This is a genomic window from Bradyrhizobium sp. WSM4872 (assembly GCF_055811715.1).
Genome location: NZ_JBVVPT010000009.1, coordinates 142,058 through 158,826, shown reverse-complemented (window position 1 = coordinate 158,826; position 16,769 = coordinate 142,058). Strand labels below are relative to the sequence as shown.

The window sequence follows — 16,769 nt, the reverse complement described above, 5'->3', positions numbered from 1 at the left end:
GCGCGATGATGTGGCGAAGAAAAGGCATCACGCGCGAGATCGGTTCCGTCTGCAAAAGATAAAAGCAGCGCCGGACCGTGCATCGGCGTGCGGGAGGTATTGCCCTGCGCCACAACCTTTTGTTTAATGCTTGCACCCGCGCCAGGGACCAACGAGACGCGGGTGAGATTGCGATGCCGCCGTCGGCGCGTCGGGGAGGTGTGATGAGCGAGCCCATCCTCGAGATGCGCCGGGTCTCCAAATCGTTCTTCAGCATCAAGGCGCTGCGCGACGTCGACCTCACCGTCTACGCGGGCGAGATCCACGCATTGATGGGCGAGAACGGCGCCGGCAAATCCACCCTGATGAAGATCCTGTCGGGCGCCTACCGGCCGGACCCGGGCAGCGAAATCCGCATCGACGGCCAGCCCGTGCAGATCAGTGGTCCGCTCGGTGGCCGCGCGGCCGGCATCGCGATCATCTATCAGGAGCTCTCGCTCGCCCCCAATCTGAACGTCGCCGAGAACATCTATCTCGGTCGCGAGGTCTCGCGCGGCGGCTTGCTGGCGCGCGAGGCGATGCAGGCCGACGTCGGTCCGATCCTGGCGCGGCTCGGCGCGGATTTCACGCCGCAGACTCTGGTCGCCAATCTCTCGATGGGCCAGCGCCAACTGGTCGAGATCGCGCGCGCGCTGCACGCCCGCTCCAGGATCCTGATCATGGACGAGCCGACCACCGCGCTGTCGGCCGGTGAGAGCGAAAGGCTGTTCGCGCTGATCCGCCAGCTGCGCGCCGAAGGTCTCGCCATCATCTACATTTCCCATCGCATGGACGAGGTCTACGCGCTCGGCGATCGGGTCACCGTGCTGCGCGACGGCACGCTGGTCGGTTCGCTCGACAAGGGCGACATCCGCGCCGACACCATCGTCCGGATGATGGTGGGACGCGACGTCTCCTCCTTCTACAAAAAGGAGCATGATCCCAGGAATGAGGCGCGGTCGGGAGCTCCGGTGCTCGCGGCCGTCGACATCGCCGACGGCAGGCGCGTCAAGGGATGTTCGCTGACGGTGCATGCCGGCGAGGTCGTCGGCCTTGCCGGCCTGGTCGGCGCCGGCCGCACCGAGCTTGCACACCTCATCATCGGCGCCGCGCCGATGGTCTCGGGCCATGTCGAGATCGACGGGCGCGCGGTCTCCATCCGCACGCCCGGCGAGGCGCTGGACGCCGGCATTGCCTATCTCACCGAGGACAGGAAGGCGCTCGGCCTGTTCCTCGACATGTCCTGCCTCGACAACATCAATCTCGCGGTGCTCGGCCGCGATGCGAAATTCGGCGGCATCCTCGACCGCGACAAGGCCCGCGACCGCGCCAAGCGCGCGTTCGCGGGGCTCGGCATCCGTGCTGCGAATGTCGGTGTTCCCGCCGGCGGGCTCTCCGGCGGAAACCAGCAAAAAGTGCTGCTGTCGCGGCTGCTCGCGATCGGCCCGAAGATCCTGATCCTGGACGAGCCGACGCGCGGCGTCGACGTCGGCGCCAAGTCCGAGATCTATTCGATCATCGACAATCTCGCGAAGTCGGGCACCGCGGTTCTCGTCATCTCGTCCGACCTGCCCGAGATCATCGGCATCTGCGACCGCGTCGTCGTGATGCGCGCAGGACATATCGCCGGGCAGATCCGGCGCAACACGACATCGCCGCTCAGTCAGGAGGAGATCATGGCCCTCGCCACCGGAACGGAGCAGCTCGATGCCTGAGAACGGCGCTTCCGCCAACACCGTCCCCGCTGCGCCCGGTCTTGCCGCCGCGCAGGCGACGAAGCGGCAGCGGACGCGGATGATCATTCGCGCGGTCGGCATGCTGCCGGTGCTGCTGTTGTTGTGCATCGGCTTTCACGTGCTGTCGGACGGCCGCTTCTTCACCGGCCAGAACATCGGCATCGTGGTGCAGCAGTCCGCGGTCAATACCGTGCTGGCCGCGGGCATGACCTTCGTCATCCTCACCGGCGGCATCGACCTTTCGGTCGGCTCCATCCTGGCGGCATCGGCGATGGCCGGGCTGATCATCTCCAAATTCCCGGATCTCGGAGTGCTGTGGTTGCCGGCCGCGGTGCTCACCGGCGCCGCCTTCGGCATTCTCAATGGCGGCTTGATCGCGCTGCTGCGCCTGCCGCCGTTCATCGTCACGCTGGGGTCGTTGACCGCCGTGCGCGGCGCGGCGCGGCTGCTCGGCGCCGACACCACGGTCTTCAATCCGTCGATCCCCTATGCCTTCATCGGCAACGGCGCCTTGACCCTCATTCCCGGTGTATTGTCGATTCCCTGGCTCTGGGTGATCGCGTTGCTGGTCATCCTGGTGTCGTGGCTGGTGCTCAAGCGCACCGTGCTCGGGGTGCACATCTACGCGGTCGGCGGCAATGAGAGCGCGGCGCGGCTCGCCGGCATCAAGGTCTGGGCCGTGCTGATCTTCGTCTATGGCGTGTCCGGCCTGCTTGCGGGCCTCGGTGGCGCGATGCAGGCGGCGCGGCTCTATGCGGCCAATGGCCTGCAGCTCGGCCAGTCCTACGAGCTCGACGCCATCACCGCCGTGATCCTGGGCGGCACCTCCTTTGTCGGCGGCATCGGCTCGATCTGGGGAACGCTGGTCGGCGCGCTGATCATTGCCGTGTTGTCGAACGGCCTGATCCTGATCGGCGTGTCCGACGTCTGGCAATATGTGATCAAGGGCCTGGTGATCATCGGCGCGGTGGCGCTGGACCGCTATCGGCTGCAGGGCTCGGCCCGGACTTGAGAGCAAGAAATGCAGCGGGCGCTGCGCCGTCATGTTCATTCCGTCACGGCAACTGGTCGCCGTACCGGAGATTCAATAGACCAGGGAGGAAGCCAATGTTGAAGTCGATCTCGTTTGCCGGCGCCGCGATGGCGCTCGTCCTGAGCTCCGCGCCGTCCGGTGCCAAGGAGCTCAAGTCGATAGGCGTTTCGCTGGGCTCGCTCGGCAATCCGTTCTTCGTCGCGTTGTCGAAGGGTGCCGAGTTCGAGGCCAAGAAGACCAACCCCAACGTAAAGATCACGACCGTCGGCTTCGAATATGATCTCGGCAAGCAGGTCACCCAGATCGACAATTTCATCGCCGCCGGCGTCGACCTGATCCTGCTCAACCCCGGCGATCCCAAGGCGGTCGGACCGGCGATCAAGAAGGCGCAGGCCGCCGGCATCGTCGTCGTCGCCGTCGACACCGCGGCCGAAGGCGCCGACGCCACGGTGACCACCAACAACGTCCAGGCCGGCGAGATCTCCTGCCAGTACATCGTCGACAAGCTGGGCGGCAAGGGCGACGTGATCATCGAGAACGGCCCGCAGGTCTCCGCGGTGATCGACCGCGTCGTTGGCTGCAAGAACGTGCTCGGCAAGAATCCCGGTATCAAGGTCCTGTCCAACGACCAGGACGGCAAGGGCTCGCGCGAAGGCGGCCTCACGGTGGCGCAAGGTTATCTGACTCGCTTCGCCAAGATCGACGCCATCTTCGCTATCAACGATCCGCAGGCGATCGGCACCGACCTTGCGGCGCGCCAGCAACAGCGGACCGGCATCATCATCACCGCGGTCGACGGCGCACCCGACATCGAAGCCGCCCTCAAGGACCCGCAGGCGACGCAGATCCAGGCCTCCGCCTCGCAGGACCCGTTCTTCATGGCCCGCCGCGCCGTGCAGGTCGGCGTCAACATCCTCAACGGCCAGAAGCCGGCCTCCACAGTCGAGCTGCTGCCGTCGAAACTGGTGACGCGCGACAATGTCAAAGACTACAAGGGCTGGACCTCGGATCGGTCGCAGTAACGGGCGGGAGACGGCCGGCGCCGTGCGCGGCGCCCGTCGGCTTGCGTGGTGCGGTGTTAGCTGGGCGTGCAGCGATTGACCAAGGCTGGGTCGGCCGCGCTCTCGTTAAGCTCGTGATCTTGAGGTCAGAGACTCAATCTCGTCTCTCATCATATTCGGGGGCTGGACCAGCCGACGTCTGCTTTTCGACACCGAGCGGACCCCTGACTTTCAATACAGCTTGTGACCAACTACCGATGTCCGGCGACTGCACAACGATAAACCGAATAAGCTCTGCTCACCTACCCCATGGTCCGAACCTGAAATTCACGCCAACCATGGCCGTATCTATCCGGCGGCTAACTCGAATAGGTTCGATGAAACCAAACGCATCCTGTGTGTTGAGCGTCTGCGTACCGAAATCCATGTGGTCGTACTCCACGAAGACCGACCAGTTCGGCGCGAACAGATATTCGAGACCGCCTCCGACAATCCAGCCGGACCGGGTCTCCGCACCTGTGTAATTTGCGAGGCCCATTCCAGTGATCGTGTAGTCAAGCTTTCCATGCGTCCAGGCCGCACCGCCCTTGGCGTAAAGAAGCGCCTGCGGAACGACCGCATAGCCAACCCGCAGCGTTGCGGTCGTAATCCAGGAGGTCCTCGCACTTAGGTCAAAGATGTTCGGGAATTGAGGGTCGGCTGGTCCTGGCACCACGTGGTTGCTGCCGCGGAGATCAGCAGCCTGGAACATGCCTTGCGCGCCGATCACCCAAGATCCCGCCTGATAATCGCAACCAAGCTGACCGCCACCGAGCACGCCCGAATTGCGCTCAGACCCTAGATCGAAATTTGGCAATCGTTGCGGGTTGACGTTGGTGTAACCTTGGCGGTCCCAGCCACCGCCGATATTTCCGCCGATGAAGCAACTCGTCCAGCTATAGATCGGAGCCGCCGCGGCCGGAGCTTTGGTGTAGGGGCGCGTGCCCAGATCAGCAGCCTGCGCTGTCGTTGCGGATACCGCGAGCGCAGCCAGCGCAATCCCCAAGAAATTCCGAAAAGACATCGCTGCCCCCAATCATCAAAGCAGAGTTTTCATCAAACATAGATGACCTGTATAACAAGCCCGCCGGGCATGTGTCAGTTTCCAAAGTGTCTGCTGCGCTTTTAGTTGGAGCTATGTTGCTTTGACGCGACACTGGTTTACGGCGCCATTGAGAGGACTATGCGGACAGCGTCGTAGGGACCAAGCCGCTGATGGCCGCGATCGTGGCCTGAGACCGAACCGTCCTGGCTCCTCACCGCCCTCCCGGGGAAAGCTGTTTTTACACAGCCAAGACCATTAGCGGACCTCGCGCCGCTTTGGCTCAGGTGCGGACATCAAGTTGTCGTCGGACAATTCCAGCGGGTTGCGCAGCGGCGTCGTGTGTTGGTGAGTTGCGCCGCCGCGTCAATGCGTTACCACGATGAAGTCCGTGTCTTTTCCGGTCTCCTGGCTAATTCCGTTGTCGGAAACAATCAACGAAGAAGCCGGCGTCAGGAGTTCAGAGATCTTCTCAACCGTATCCTGGGGCATTTCGATACGGTTGAGCGCAGCGTTGGCTTTGTCGGGTAACGGTTCCGGCGCGGTTTGCTTCGCGGGCGCTTCTCGCCGTTTCGTGGCAGCTTCGGACATACGGGGCAATTCCTCTGGAATCGACACGACGCTCCAGCGAATAGCCGTTCCCTCGTTCTGGAATTCCATGGCGGTAAACACGTGCGTTCCCAGCGGCTCCTCCGGATTTTCGATCTTGACCGGGACATCAAACAACGGCGTGAAGCCCTGACGCACGAACAGCTTGCTCAACTTGCGACTGACGAAGATGGAGATCGGGACGATCTTTTTAGGCCCGCTTGCAGCGGGAGCCGAGCCTGGCTCCTGGAGACTGGCGGCTTCTGGAGTCTCGGTGTTTGACACCAGTGATCCCTGCGTTGCCGCGGCTGCATCGATGCTCTTGGTTGCGACGGTGGCACTCTGGAATTCGGACGAACCGGACGCGGCTTTCGGTTGAAAAAGATGCGGATTGATTATCTCGACCGGCTGGACATCACCATGCGCAATGATCACGCGCGTGCCGCGCTTCGTGAGATGCCAGAGTCGAACGGCAAAATCATTTTTCAAACGGATGCAGCCGTGTGACGCTGGATGTCCGGGCACGACACCGGCGTGCAACGCTATTCCTGACCAGGTGATGCGTTGCATGTAGGGCATGGGGGCGGCGCTATAAATATTTGAACGGTGCCATCGTTCTTTGCTGATGACGCTGAACACGCCGAGGGGCGTCGGATGCCCCTCCATTCCCGTGGACACCGAAGAGCGTGCAATCAGGGCCCCGTTGTCAAAAAGCGAGACCCGTTGGTCTGCGATCGAGATGATGATCTGGAGCGGGCCCTTCGGAAGGGGTTCGGACCGAACGCTCTTCGCCGTTTCAGAGTTTGTCTGCCGGTGGTGGTGCTTGTCCTTGTACGGAGCGTAATGGCTTCGCCAGAACGTGTGTTGGGGTCCAAACAGAAATTGAGCGTGTGCGATCCCCGCGGGGAGCATGAAAATGGCGAATACAGCGGTTGTTATCGCGCGCTGCATTGCTGGTAATTCCTTAACGAACATCGCCCGGTCCCGTAGGCGCGACTCCATCGTTTCGAGACGATGCGCGAAGCCGAAGCCTGATGCGTCATCCTGACGGCGCGCCAAGCCTCTCCTCCAAATCTGGTCGCAGTGGGTCGAAAATTGGACGGTACTCACAATTACCGTGGGAGTTGGCGCTGAGACGGGCGCAATGGCTTGTGATCGACGCGTTGCAATCGGGCAACACATTTCGGAAAAATTGACGAGCGGCCGTTCGCGCCATTGCGCGGCCCACATTGATCCCAAGGATCAGCCTCTTCGCATGCTTGGCTTTTCTACACGCTCCGGTGGAGCCTATGGGGGCGACGGCATCATGAACCCGCGGCGATTTGCGATAGTGGCGCCGACGTTTTGCGGAACGGTCGTTCTCGCGGGGTGGATCGCTGGCTGGCTGGCCGGCTTGGGTCCGGCCGGCACCGAGAACGCCCGCGCAGTGACCATCCAGGACCGCGCAGCATCTCTCGCCGCCAACGCGAGGCTCGCGGATGAATCGCAGGCAATCGCAATGGGCAACACCGGACCCGCGAACGCCGCTGTCGCTAACCCCGAAGTGGCGACTGCCGCTGAGCCCGCGGCGGGGACGGCCACCGACATGACGGCGGCCTCGGATAAATCGGAATCTATCGTCGTCGCCGCGTTGCCCGATCGGTCGCAAACGCTGTCGGCCGATTTACCGCCTGCGCAGGACACGGTGGACCTGGGCCACCACGATGTCGCCCAGCCGGCGCCGACCACGTGCGGTGCATCCGGCGGTGCCTCCAGCACGGGGCCGCAGGATTTCCGGTATCTCATTTGTTATGTCTGGTCCGAACTGCCGCCTGCCGAGAAGCCGGCGGCGATCGTCTTGCGTTCGTTCAAGGACATCCCGGTCGGAACGCCGGTGGAAGAGATCAAGCGCGCGTCCGACGCTTTCGGTCTGGATTTCAATTTCATGAAGGCCGTGGCCAAGGTCGAGTCCGGTTTCGATCCCAAGCAGCGCACCGGGTCGTATATCGGGCTGTTCCAGCTGAGCAAATACGAGTTCAGAAAATTCGGCGCCGGAGACATTCTTAATCCCCGCGATAATGCCGTCGCGGCAGCCTACAAGGTCATCACGGAAGGCATTCTATTCCAGTGGGTGACGCGCAGGAAGCCGGACTTGAACGATCTTTACCTGATCCATCAGCAGGGCTGGGAAGGCGCCGCGGAGCACCTTAGCCAACCCAATCGCATCGCCTGGAAATCGATGTGCGCCACCGGCGAAGGCAGGGAGAAGGGCGAAAAATGGTGCAGGCGCGCGATCTGGGGCAATACGCTTCCGGCCGTCAAAGAGGCGTGGAAATCCGTGGACAAGCTGACGTCGGAGGCGTTCGTCGGAATGTGGCGCGAGCGGGTTGCTCATTTCCAATCGAAATACATGGGCACCGCGACCGCCGACGCCGAGCGGGCGCAGGCACCAGTGAATATCCGTTGAGTGGCTAGCAGGCGTTGCCGCACCCGCGGGCGAGCGGGGTTTCACCGTCGCCGGTCGCGCGGATGCACTTTACATCGTCAACGACGCGCTCGGGTCGTTCCTGCTGCTAGCGAGGCGATCGATCGGGTGCCGATGTCTGCTTGTGGTCCGAAAGCGAAGTGTCCGGCACGCCGGCAGCTAGGGCCATAGCGGACATCGAGAATACGCGGGCAAATCGACGCGAGTGACCCGAAGCGGAGCATTTGAAAGTGAAGTCAAGTCATGATTCCAGGCATGAAGCATCGGACGCGCGGATGGCCGTCTATGTAATGCCTCCAGACCATTGTACGGCCGAAGCGGTTTGGTTCTGTGACAACCGCACCGTCAGGTACGAGCACCCATTCGCCGTCGATGAGGACGCGGTAACGGCCCCGACTGGACTCCCAATCGGCATCGGACACGATGTATCCGTCGGCATCGGTACAGCACTTTCCAAATTCGCTCTGCAAGCTTTCAAACCAAGACTTCAGCGGAGAGTGGTCGTATCGGCCATCGTCGCGTGCAAGGACCGGCGTCAGTAGCAACGCTGAACCCAGCAACGATGCCGCAAGTTTCGCTGGGAACATCTGTTTGCCTCCGCGATATTCGCCGGCCGATCCGCTGGCTTGGTGCGGCTTAGGCTGGCAACCCGGAAACCAAGTCCGTTGCAACTGCCGCTGACGAGTGTCGATAGCTACAATCGCTCGATGCTGTGATGGGACAGTTCATTCCCATCGCCTACTGACGTGAGTCCGGCCATTCGAGCGAAGGTTCAAATACGACAACGCTTCAACTAAAGGTCAGTGCAGCTGCTTCTTTGGCCTAGCTTGCACCTTGGCCGACCTCCAGGCTGGCGCCGGGCTTGTCCGCTCAGGACGGCGCAGCCGACCAAAGCCATCACAGACTTATGGAAACGACCCGCGGTGCAAGTCTGCAGGGCATCTGTTGCGGGTCTCGGCAAGCGTGTTCGTCAACAACGATTGCGGTCTTCGCTGGTTCGCCTTCAAGGTCTATCCGGCAACTCACGACAGCTCCCCAAGTAGCTTCAACGCATCATTCAGCAGCTCCCGGTCCTGCCTTCGTTCAGCGGCCGCATCACGCGTGAAGGCACCATGCGTCCGCGCATTCTGATTTCCCCTCGGCGCGCCCGATCTGCGTGCGCCGCCGTGCATGCGGCAGCGAGACTTGCCATGCACTGCGGGTGAGCGGCAGGTCGTGCCGTTTCGCGTTTCGGCGCCACAGCGCGGGCTCGTCCACATCGCGCTCGTGTTGCGGACGTGATTGCCGCTCATGCGTCGGCGCCTTGCCTCGATTCGGCCCTTTTGCATTCGCCGGCCTCGCGCGGCGGGACCGTTCCAGCGGCCGTCGCAACGTTCGGCTCCGCGACGATTATGTTCGCGTGTTGCGTGACGTTGCCCACGATCGCCCTGCCGCCGTCCTGCACCGACAAATTCCGGACCGTGATCGCGCGCTCGCCGTTGTTGCGGTGGCGGCTCAGTGCCTCGATCTGGGCTGCGAAGGTGCGGTTCAGCCGCGTCAATGCGCGCGTGATGCTCTCCTGCTGCGGAATGTCGTCGGTGAGGGCGAGGCGGCAGGCGGAGCGCATCGCCGCGGCGTGAACGGACACCATCTGTACCGCGAGCATGGCCTCGATCGAATCCTTCGGCGCGATGCTCTTCACCAGCGAGATCAGGAAGGCGAGATTGGCTTCATCGGGTTTCCGTCCGGTTACGCTCGCCTTCACCAATTGCCTGAGGAGACCATGCAGCGCGTCGCAGTCGGCGGCACCGAGCGCCTCTGCCAGCAGCTGTTCGCCGGCTTGCGGGTCGGCATGGAGGATCGCAATCCGGCGCTTGTAGAGCTTGACCCGCGGGCTCGCGGCGGGGCCGCTGCGATCGTTTGCCGCAACCGGCAGCGTGCTCTGGCGTTTCGAAGATGTCGTCATGTGCTGTGTCCTTTGCCCGCACGGGCGCGTTGCGCGCGACATCGATCGCTCGCCTGCTGCGCGCTTGTGGGATTTTCGAGATGTTGATGAAGGGCTTACGCGCAATCGCCACGCGACGCCCGTGGTCGGGCGGCGTGGAGGCTGACGATTGTTGCGATGATGGCATTCTGCCGGTGTTTTGCCCGACGAGTCAAACGAAGATTGCGAAGCGCGCAATCCTCGTTCGTCCAAGTCCCCGTTCGTGCAAGTGCTTGATCTCGCAAGCGTCGGCTACTGTGCATGGGGTTGTTTTTGCGTTTTTTGTTTTGAAGCGGCCCTGACCTGCCGCGCGACGGAATGCCAGCCTGCAAACGCGATTGCGAAATCCGGCGCCGCCGCTCATCATGATCCGCGAATCCGCTGCGTCATGGCAAAGCGGCGCGGTTCGTCTGGGGAGAGAACGAATGCAACGAACGCTTCGCCTGCTGGCGATCGTCGCCGGATTGTGCGTGACGACCGAAGCCCTCGCGCAAAAATATCCGGTGCGGCCGGTCAAGATCATGGTCGGCTTCAGCGCGGGCGGCCCGGTCGACGTCGTCGCGCGCATCGTCGCCGATCGGCTGAGCAACAAGCTCGGACAAGCTTTCGTGGTCGAGAACCGCGCCGGCGCCAACGGCATGATCGCAGCCGAAGGCGTCGCCCGTGCAGAAGGCGACGGCTACACGATGCTGGCCTGCAACTCCTCCACGATCACGCTCAACAAGACGCTGTTCAGGGATATCCGCTACGACCCGGACAAAGACTTCGCGCCGCTGACCACCGTCGTGTCGGCGCCGCTCGTGCTTGTGGTCAATCCGGAGAATCCCAAGACGGCCAACATCAACACGGTCGCCGATCTCGTCGCCGCGGCAAAGGCCGCGCCCGGCGCGCTTGCCTACGGCTCCGGCGGCAACGGCAATCTCGCCCATCTCGCCATGGAGCTGCTCAGCCAGAAGGCCGGCGTCAGGATGATCCACGTGCCCTATCGCGGTGGCGCTGCGTCCGAGGTCGGTATCCTCGCGCAGGAGGTGCTGGCGGTGTTCGATCCCTTGTCCGCCGTGCCGCTCGTGAAGGCCGGCAAGCTGCGCGCGCTCGCGGTGTCCTCAGCCGAGCGGCTGCCGGCGCTGCCGGATGTGCCGACCGTCGCGGAAGCCGGCTATCCCGGCTTCGACATCTCGTTCTGGGTCGGCTTCTTCATGCCGAAGACAACGCCCGCGCCGACGCTGGAGATGCTGCACCGGGAGATCATCGCGGCGGCGGCTGATCCGATGTTGAAAGAGCGGCTGGAGACGCAGGGCGTCGTGAGTGTGCTCAGCCCGGCCGAGTATTCCGTCAAGATCGCGAAGGAGACCAGGGAGCTCGCCGAAGTCGTGGCGGCCGCGAACATCAAGGCGGAGTAGGGCGTCTGCTTCGTGTGATGCCGACCACCTCAGCCAGCCGCTCGAGCAGCGGGCGCTGTCCCGCGTTGATCTTCTCGTGCGCTTCTGCGAACGTGAACCATTCGGCACGATCGACCTCCGGGAAGGTCTGACGTTTGCCGCTGCGCGGCGGCCATTCCATTTCGAAATTGTTGCTGCGAATGCTGCGCACGTCGAGGTCGAACTCGGCCCCGAACGCGGTGACGATCTTGCCGCCGCGCTGCTTGATCTGACCAAGCGAAGTCAGCGGCGTGGATAGCTCAAATCCAAGCTCCTCGGCAAATTCCCGTTGTGCGGCGATGTCTGCGTCTTCTCCGTCGGCGTATTCGCCCTTCGGGATCGACCAGGCGCCGAGGTCCTTGTTGCGCCAGAACGGTCCGCCGGGATGAACGAGGAGAACCTCGATTCCCCGGCGCTTCCGATAGGCAATGATCCCGGCGCTCTTCGATGGCATCGCAGGTTCCGTGCAGGCGGCGCATAGCGTAGGTCAATTGGCCAGCGTTTCAACTGTCCACGGCCGCCGGAAGCCGCTCCATCGAGCGGCTTCCGGATTTCGCATCAGCCCGAAGATCGTTCGCGCGCTGCAACACGGATGGCGCGGGCCTTCGCGCTCTTTCCCGCCGCGCGCGCCGCGATCATGCTGCGTGCCTTGCCGTGGGTGCCGTTCCGGATCAGGGACGCGAGCCGCTTGCGTGCGCGGCTGGTCGTCAACCGGGCCGCCAGTTGCTCGGCCTTGCGAATGATGGTCGTGACAGAGGGCGTCAGGTTCACCGGAACCCAGGCGACGTCTTTCGTCTTGGACAGGCTGCCGATGCCCTCGCATGGAGCTTCGCGCGGCAGGTCGATCCGGATCGCGAGGGCTTCCGTGCGCTCGGTCCAGTCTTCGGCTTTGGTGCCGGTGATGATGCGGACATAGTCGCGGGTCTCACGCGGCAGCTCGGTCTCTTTGGCGAGCCATTTCTGGATCCGGCCGGGACCTGCGTTGTAGGCGGCTGCGGCAAGGCCGAGATTGCCGAAATCGTCGCGCAGCTTGCGCAGGAATTTGGCCGATGCCGGCAGCGCCTTCATCGCGTCGAACGGATCATCCAGCCCGACCTCCGCTGCGGTTTCCGGCATGAACTGTGCGACGCCCTGCGCGCCGGCCTGGCTGACTTCGTTCGACTTGAAGCGGCTCTCCTGCCAGATCAGGCGCGCGAAGAACGGCACGGGAATCCCGCTGGCCTCGGCAGCTCCACGAAGCGCGTGGCAGAAGCGTTCCGTCGGTGAAATCGGCGCCTGCGCGACGGGGTCGACCGTATCCGGCGGCTCGGGTGTCTCCTCATAGGCCGCACGCGCATTGGCAAGCTCGAGGGCCTGCACGCTTGCGAGGAACAGCTCGACCACCGGAACAAGTGGCGAGGCCTGGGTGTTTTGAAGAACGGTGTGATCGAAAGCTGATGTTTGGCGGGACGCCGACGGATCGAAGTCGCACATCAGAATCATGAACGCGGCGCAAGCCGCGACGACAAATCGCATTTGCTGGAGCAACCTCGAACTGTGGGTGAACTGCCAGCGGTGCGCCGGCGATAAGGAGTTATTAACCGAGCGATTGCGGCAAAGCTGCGGTCTCGTCGGTTCCGCCGGTGTTACTACGGTGTTCCCGCCGGGAAACTCTTTTATCCGCGAAGTTGCGGGGCATTGGCGAATTGGGACGAGCGAGATGATGCAATGGATGCTTGGCGCGGTGATTTCGCTGTCGGTGATCGCTCCGGCGCTTGCGGGCAATCTCGATGCAGCAGCGGTGAACGACGCTGCGCGTCCCGCAAAGCAAATTGCCAGCGACAAGCTCAACGCATCGATCGTGAAGCTTCAGATTCTGCTCGACGGTGCGCGGTTCTCGCCCGGGGAGATCGACGGCAAGCTCGGGGAGAACGCGCAGAAGGCGCTGAAGGCATTCGCCGAGCAGAACGGCGTTGCGTCCGACAAAACGATCGCACCGGAGCTTTGGGACAAGTTGAACGCCGCGAGCGAAGGCCCCGTCGTCGTCGAATACAAAATCACGGATGCGGATGTGAAGGGCCCGTTTCTGAAGGAGCTGCCCGGCAAGCTTGATGACATGAAGCCGCTGAAGGCGCTGAGCTACACCAGTCCGCTCGAAGGGCTTGCCGAGAAATTCCACATGAGCGCAGACCTGCTTCGGACGCTCAATCCCGGCAAGTCCTTCGACAAGGTGGGAGCGACCATCGTCGTTGCAAACGTTCCGGCCCGGCGAGAGCTTCCGCACATCGCGCGGCTCGACATCGACAAGAAGGACGGCACGCTGAAAGCATTCGACGATGGCGGCACCCTGATCGCGTTCTATCCCGCGTCAATCGGAAGTCCGGATCGTCCCACGCCGAGCGGTACGCTCAAGGTCACCAGCACCCATGAGAATCCGGTCTATCACTACAACCCTGACTACAAGTTCAGAAGCGTCAAATCGAAAAAGCCGTTCGACGTTCAGCCGGGCCCGAACAATCCGGTGGGAGCATACTGGATCGGGTTGTCCGCGCAGGGTTACGGCATCCACGGAACGGCGGAGCCCGACAGGGTCAGCAAGTCCGCGTCGCATGGCTGCGTCAGGCTGACCAATTGGGACGTGCGCGCGCTGGGCGAGCACGTCAAGCGCGGCACACGGGTGGTCTTCCTGGATGCGCCGACGGACTCCTCGTCCAGGCAGCAGGTGAAGTCCGCCGGCAAGCGCGCCTCGAACTAGTCTTTGGGAAAGTCCTTGCGCATCGCGATCTCGGCGGCATCGCCGGGCGATAGCACGGTCTGGTCGAACGCTGCTTGCGGCCTCGTCATGATATCGTAAAGCGAGATGCCTTTGATCGGCTTGCCCATGAGCTCGCGGACGCAATCGGCGAGCGTGCCGTTGTAGACGAGATAGGGCGGACCTCGATCCTTCTGCCTCTCGCCTTTCAGTGACGGCCACTTTTTCAGTTCGGCCGGCGCGTCATAGGCGATCGGCGATTTCTCTTTAAACATGCGCTTGGCCCCTGAAGGCGCGGGTAGCCCAGAAGCCTAGGGCGGCCCGGTAAAACGCTTGTTAAAGAATTAGTTCAAATCAGCCGGCAACAAAGGCGAGCAGGGTGCCGTTCGCCTTGGCCGGCGGTACGCAGATCGCAGACCCGCTGCGCACCGCTGCCGAACCGAGCGCCTTCTCGGTGGCCGCGAGATCGCCGCTCACGAGCACCAGGGCCGCGCCACCGCGTTCGGAAAGACCCGCGAGCGGCACGCCGGGACAGCGTTTGCCGAGCTGCTCCAGCGTCAAATAGACAAAGTGGGCACGATCGCCACCGGAGGCCACGGTCACCGCGCCGTCGGCCTCGGCCTTCGGCTCGCGGTCGATCAGCCGCCCCAGATGCGCGGCTTCCTTCGCAGGCTCGGGCGCAGCGATCAATGTCTGCTTGATGCGCTTTGCCGCATTGGCGTGCTTCATCAGCTCGGGAATCCACACCGTCTCACGCGTCTTGTGCTGGCAGGCGAAAATGCGCACGCCGCCGGGCGCTTCCGCGGTCGGCCACATGAAGGTGCGGAATTTCGCCGCCGAGATCGTGCCGTCAGGCAGCGTCACGGGCCGCTCGAAATCGGTCGGGCCGATCGGCTCCAGGCCGCGCGCGCGGATTTCCTCCGCGCCGGCGGTGGAATCGACCGCGGTGAAGGCGATGCGCTCGATGCCTTCGCGGCTGTCCAGGAAGGCACGCGCCGGCGCGTTGTGCTCGGTCGCCGCGAGCACGCCGAGCAGCTCCATATAATCCGGGTCGAACATGATGGTGTAGTTGCCGGTGCCCATATGTGCGCTGTGGGTGCCGCGGGGCGAGATGGTGAAGCCGAGCTGCCGGTAATTCTCGGCGGCTTTGTCGAGGTCCTGAACCATGACCACGGCGTGGTCGATACCGATGACGTTCTTGAGGGCCACTGTTCTCATCCCCGAATGCAAACTGACTTCAGGCCGCGCCGGGCCGCTGCTTCTGTCTACGCCGGATAGGCGGTCAAGTCATTTTCAAATCGGCCGGGAAGGGCAGAATTTCATTCCGCGAAACGCGATATCGATGCGCGATGGCGTCAGCGCGCCTGCTCGATATAGGCGGCGAGGGTGGCGCGCTCCTCGCTGGTCATTTCGGTGATGTTGCCCGGCGGCATCGCATTGGACCAGGCGGCGACGCGGCCGATCAGGCGGATGTTGCGATGGATGTGCTCGGGCGCGTCGAGCAATATGCCCTTCGGCGCGGTGATGATGCCGGCCCAGACCGGCTCGGCGGCGTGGCACATGCTGCAGCGGGACATCACGATCTCCTCGACATTGGCAAGCGTCGGCTGCGCTGACATCGCGCTTGCCTTGACCTCGCGCGGGCCGGCCGCCGAGAGAAAGAGAATTGCGATCACGCCGACCGCTGCGATGCCCCACACCCACCACGGCGATCTGCGCCCGGCATGCCCCTCGTTGAAGAAGTGCCGGATCACAGGCCCGAGCGCCAGGATGATCGCGACGATGATCCAGTTGAAGCGGGTGGCGTAGAGCAGGGGGTAGTGGTTGCTGATCATCAGCACGACGACAGGCAGCGTCAGATAGTTGTTGTGAACCGAGCGCTCCTTGCTGGTCTTGCCGAGCTTTGGATCGGGCGCCTGGCCCGCGATCAAGGCGGCTGCGATCTTCTTCTGGTTCGGGATGATCAGCGTGAAGACGTTGGCGACCATGATGGTGCCGATGATCGCCCCGATCTGATTGAACGCGCCGCGGCCGCTCAGCACATGGGTGAAGGCGTAGGTCAATGCAACCAGGAACAGATAGCCGCCGATGGCAAAGGGCAGTTCGCGTTGCGCCAGCCCGGTGCGGCAGGCGCCTTCATAGAGCAGCCATGCCAGCGCGAGGCTGCAGAGGCTGAACAGGCCGGCCTGGAATGGCGTGAGGTCGAGGATCGACCTGTCGACCAGGAACAAATCGGCCTCGAGATAATACACCACCACCATCAGCGCGAAGCCGGATAGCCAGGTGGTGTAGGCCTCCCATTTGAACCAGGTCAGCTCGTCCGGCATCTGGGCAGGCGCCACCAGATATTTCATGATCCGGTAGAAGCCGCCGCCATGGACCTGCCAGGCCTCGCCTTGCACGCCGTCCGGCAGATCGCGCCTGGGCTTAAGGCTGAGGTCGAGGGCGATGAAATAGAAGGAACTGCCGATCCAAGCCATCGCGGCGACCACGTGCAGCCAGCGGAGCAGCAGGCTCGCCCATTCCGATATGATGGATCCCCACATGATCACCCCAACAGATGCAGCCCCAATGCCGCAGCCTTGATGACCGCAACCGGCGGTCCTGCCCTTACAATGTGTCGCACCGATCAGCCATATTTTCCAGTACGATGGGCTGCGGCTGATGCACATCGTGCGGGCATGAGCTGACGTGGGATTCGGCAGGCATTTGACCTGTCGCAGAACGTTTGCGCGT

At 63.1% G+C, this 16,769-nt stretch carries 16 protein-coding genes; 6 read left to right on the top strand and 10 right to left on the bottom strand.

Translation table 11 applies throughout. From position 1 onward, the window contains the following. Window positions 1–203: 203 nt before the first annotated feature. From AC0L3C_RS15385 to AC0L3C_RS15375, 3 genes are all read left to right on the top strand, one after another. Window positions 204–1,733, top strand: coding sequence for a sugar ABC transporter ATP-binding protein (locus tag AC0L3C_RS15385; RefSeq protein ID WP_473408383.1), 1,530 nt, complete (start codon window positions 204–206; stop codon window positions 1,731–1,733). Continuing rightward, the gene (locus tag AC0L3C_RS15380; RefSeq protein WP_473408382.1) at window positions 1,726–2,766 is read left to right on the top strand and encodes an ABC transporter permease subunit; all 1,041 of its coding nucleotides are present in this window, start codon (window positions 1,726–1,728) and stop codon (window positions 2,764–2,766) included. Before AC0L3C_RS15385 ends, AC0L3C_RS15380 begins: the two co-directional genes overlap by 8 nt. A gap of 95 nt (window positions 2,767–2,861) precedes the next feature. Beyond that, complete coding sequence (locus AC0L3C_RS15375) at window positions 2,862–3,809, top strand: ABC transporter substrate-binding protein (protein WP_473408381.1); 948 nt, start codon at window positions 2,862–2,864, stop codon at window positions 3,807–3,809. A gap of 277 nt (window positions 3,810–4,086) precedes the next feature. Here AC0L3C_RS15375 and AC0L3C_RS15370 read toward each other — a convergent pair whose 3' ends face one another. Beyond that, complete coding sequence (locus tag AC0L3C_RS15370; RefSeq protein ID WP_473408380.1) at window positions 4,087–4,851, bottom strand: outer membrane protein; 765 nt, start codon at window positions 4,849–4,851, stop codon at window positions 4,087–4,089. 384 nt (window positions 4,852–5,235) lie between these two features. After that, window positions 5,236–6,516 carry a L,D-transpeptidase gene (locus AC0L3C_RS15365; protein ID WP_473408379.1) on the bottom strand — a complete coding sequence of 427 codons (1,281 nt, stop codon included), beginning with the start codon at window positions 6,514–6,516 and terminating at the stop codon, window positions 5,236–5,238. Between the two features lie 247 nt (window positions 6,517–6,763). Between AC0L3C_RS15365 and AC0L3C_RS15360 the strand changes: the two genes are divergently transcribed. After that, a complete protein-coding gene (locus AC0L3C_RS15360) occupies window positions 6,764–7,903 on the top strand; it encodes a lysozyme family protein (protein WP_473408378.1) in 1,140 nt (379 codons plus the stop codon). 254 nt (window positions 7,904–8,157) lie between these two features. Here the strand turns inward: AC0L3C_RS15360 and AC0L3C_RS15355 are convergent, their stop codons facing one another. The 3 genes from AC0L3C_RS15355 to AC0L3C_RS15345 all read right to left on the bottom strand — a co-directional run bounded on the left by AC0L3C_RS15355 (window position 8,158) and on the right by AC0L3C_RS15345 (window position 9,866). Beyond that, window positions 8,158–8,508: a hypothetical protein gene (locus AC0L3C_RS15355; RefSeq protein WP_081747933.1), complete on the bottom strand. Its 351-nt coding sequence runs from the start codon at window positions 8,506–8,508 to the stop codon at window positions 8,158–8,160. Between the two features lie 435 nt (window positions 8,509–8,943). Then, the gene (locus AC0L3C_RS15350) at window positions 8,944–9,180 is read right to left on the bottom strand and encodes an HGGxSTG domain-containing protein (RefSeq protein WP_473281520.1); all 237 of its coding nucleotides are present in this window, start codon (window positions 9,178–9,180) and stop codon (window positions 8,944–8,946) included. A 29-nt stretch (window positions 9,181–9,209) separates the two neighbouring features. Then, window positions 9,210–9,866 carry a hypothetical protein gene (locus AC0L3C_RS15345; RefSeq protein WP_473263408.1) on the bottom strand — a complete coding sequence of 219 codons (657 nt, stop codon included), beginning with the start codon at window positions 9,864–9,866 and terminating at the stop codon, window positions 9,210–9,212. 443 nt (window positions 9,867–10,309) lie between these two features. Between AC0L3C_RS15345 and AC0L3C_RS15340 the strand changes: the two genes are divergently transcribed. Further along, entirely contained in the window at window positions 10,310–11,284 is a 975-nt protein-coding gene (locus tag AC0L3C_RS15340) for a Bug family tripartite tricarboxylate transporter substrate binding protein (RefSeq protein WP_473281362.1), read from the top strand. On the opposite strand, the gene AC0L3C_RS15335 is transcribed toward AC0L3C_RS15340, so the two are convergent. Continuing rightward, window positions 11,271–11,756 (bottom strand): NUDIX hydrolase, encoded by a 486-nt coding sequence (locus tag AC0L3C_RS15335; protein ID WP_473408377.1) that lies wholly within the window; start codon window positions 11,754–11,756, stop codon window positions 11,271–11,273. The two genes, AC0L3C_RS15340 and AC0L3C_RS15335, sit on opposite strands and share 14 nt — an antisense overlap. Window positions 11,757–11,860: 104 nt before the next feature. Continuing rightward, window positions 11,861–12,817 carry a lytic transglycosylase domain-containing protein gene (locus AC0L3C_RS15330; protein ID WP_473408376.1) on the bottom strand — a complete coding sequence of 319 codons (957 nt, stop codon included), beginning with the start codon at window positions 12,815–12,817 and terminating at the stop codon, window positions 11,861–11,863. Between the two features lie 184 nt (window positions 12,818–13,001). Here AC0L3C_RS15330 and AC0L3C_RS15325 point away from each other — a divergent pair, with 184 nt between their 5' ends. After that, window positions 13,002–14,036 carry a L,D-transpeptidase family protein gene (locus AC0L3C_RS15325; protein ID WP_473408375.1) on the top strand — a complete coding sequence of 345 codons (1,035 nt, stop codon included), beginning with the start codon at window positions 13,002–13,004 and terminating at the stop codon, window positions 14,034–14,036. On the opposite strand, the gene AC0L3C_RS15320 is transcribed toward AC0L3C_RS15325, so the two are convergent. From AC0L3C_RS15320 to AC0L3C_RS15310, 3 genes are all read right to left on the bottom strand, one after another. Then, complete coding sequence (locus tag AC0L3C_RS15320; protein ID WP_027516602.1) at window positions 14,033–14,308, bottom strand: hypothetical protein; 276 nt, start codon at window positions 14,306–14,308, stop codon at window positions 14,033–14,035. The two genes, AC0L3C_RS15325 and AC0L3C_RS15320, sit on opposite strands and share 4 nt — an antisense overlap. Before the next feature lie 79 nt (window positions 14,309–14,387). After that, window positions 14,388–15,242 (bottom strand): VOC family protein, encoded by an 855-nt coding sequence (locus AC0L3C_RS15315; protein ID WP_473281355.1) that lies wholly within the window; start codon window positions 15,240–15,242, stop codon window positions 14,388–14,390. 146 nt (window positions 15,243–15,388) lie between these two features. Further along, entirely contained in the window at window positions 15,389–16,579 is a 1,191-nt protein-coding gene (locus tag AC0L3C_RS15310) for a urate hydroxylase PuuD (RefSeq protein ID WP_473408374.1), read from the bottom strand. Between the last annotated feature and the right edge of the window lie 190 nt (window positions 16,580–16,769).

Bases quoted from the DNA above. Each gene is read 5' to 3' on its own strand.
- AC0L3C_RS15345 (WP_473263408.1), bottom strand. From the start codon at position 9,866: ATGACGACATCTTCGAAACGCCAGAGCACGCTGCCGGTTGCGGCAAAC.
- AC0L3C_RS15355 (WP_081747933.1), bottom strand. From the start codon at position 8,508: ATGTTCCCAGCGAAACTTGCGGCATCGTTGCTGGGTTCAGCGTTGCTA.
- AC0L3C_RS15360 (WP_473408378.1), top strand. From the start codon at position 6,764: ATGAACCCGCGGCGATTTGCGATAGTGGCGCCGACGTTTTGCGGAACG.
- AC0L3C_RS15350 (WP_473281520.1), bottom strand. From the start codon at position 9,180: ATGTGGACGAGCCCGCGCTGTGGCGCCGAAACGCGAAACGGCACGACC.
- AC0L3C_RS15370 (WP_473408380.1), bottom strand. From the start codon at position 4,851: ATGTCTTTTCGGAATTTCTTGGGGATTGCGCTGGCTGCGCTCGCGGTA.
- AC0L3C_RS15380 (WP_473408382.1), top strand. From the start codon at position 1,726: ATGCCTGAGAACGGCGCTTCCGCCAACACCGTCCCCGCTGCGCCCGGT.
- AC0L3C_RS15335 (WP_473408377.1), bottom strand. From the start codon at position 11,756: ATGCCATCGAAGAGCGCCGGGATCATTGCCTATCGGAAGCGCCGGGGA.
- AC0L3C_RS15375 (WP_473408381.1), top strand. From the start codon at position 2,862: ATGTTGAAGTCGATCTCGTTTGCCGGCGCCGCGATGGCGCTCGTCCTG.
- AC0L3C_RS15325 (WP_473408375.1), top strand. From the start codon at position 13,002: ATGATGCAATGGATGCTTGGCGCGGTGATTTCGCTGTCGGTGATCGCT.
- AC0L3C_RS15320 (WP_027516602.1), bottom strand. From the start codon at position 14,308: ATGTTTAAAGAGAAATCGCCGATCGCCTATGACGCGCCGGCCGAACTG.
- AC0L3C_RS15330 (WP_473408376.1), bottom strand. From the start codon at position 12,817: ATGCGATTTGTCGTCGCGGCTTGCGCCGCGTTCATGATTCTGATGTGC.
- AC0L3C_RS15310 (WP_473408374.1), bottom strand. From the start codon at position 16,579: ATGTGGGGATCCATCATATCGGAATGGGCGAGCCTGCTGCTCCGCTGG.
- AC0L3C_RS15340 (WP_473281362.1), top strand. From the start codon at position 10,310: ATGCAACGAACGCTTCGCCTGCTGGCGATCGTCGCCGGATTGTGCGTG.
- AC0L3C_RS15385 (WP_473408383.1), top strand. From the start codon at position 204: ATGAGCGAGCCCATCCTCGAGATGCGCCGGGTCTCCAAATCGTTCTTC.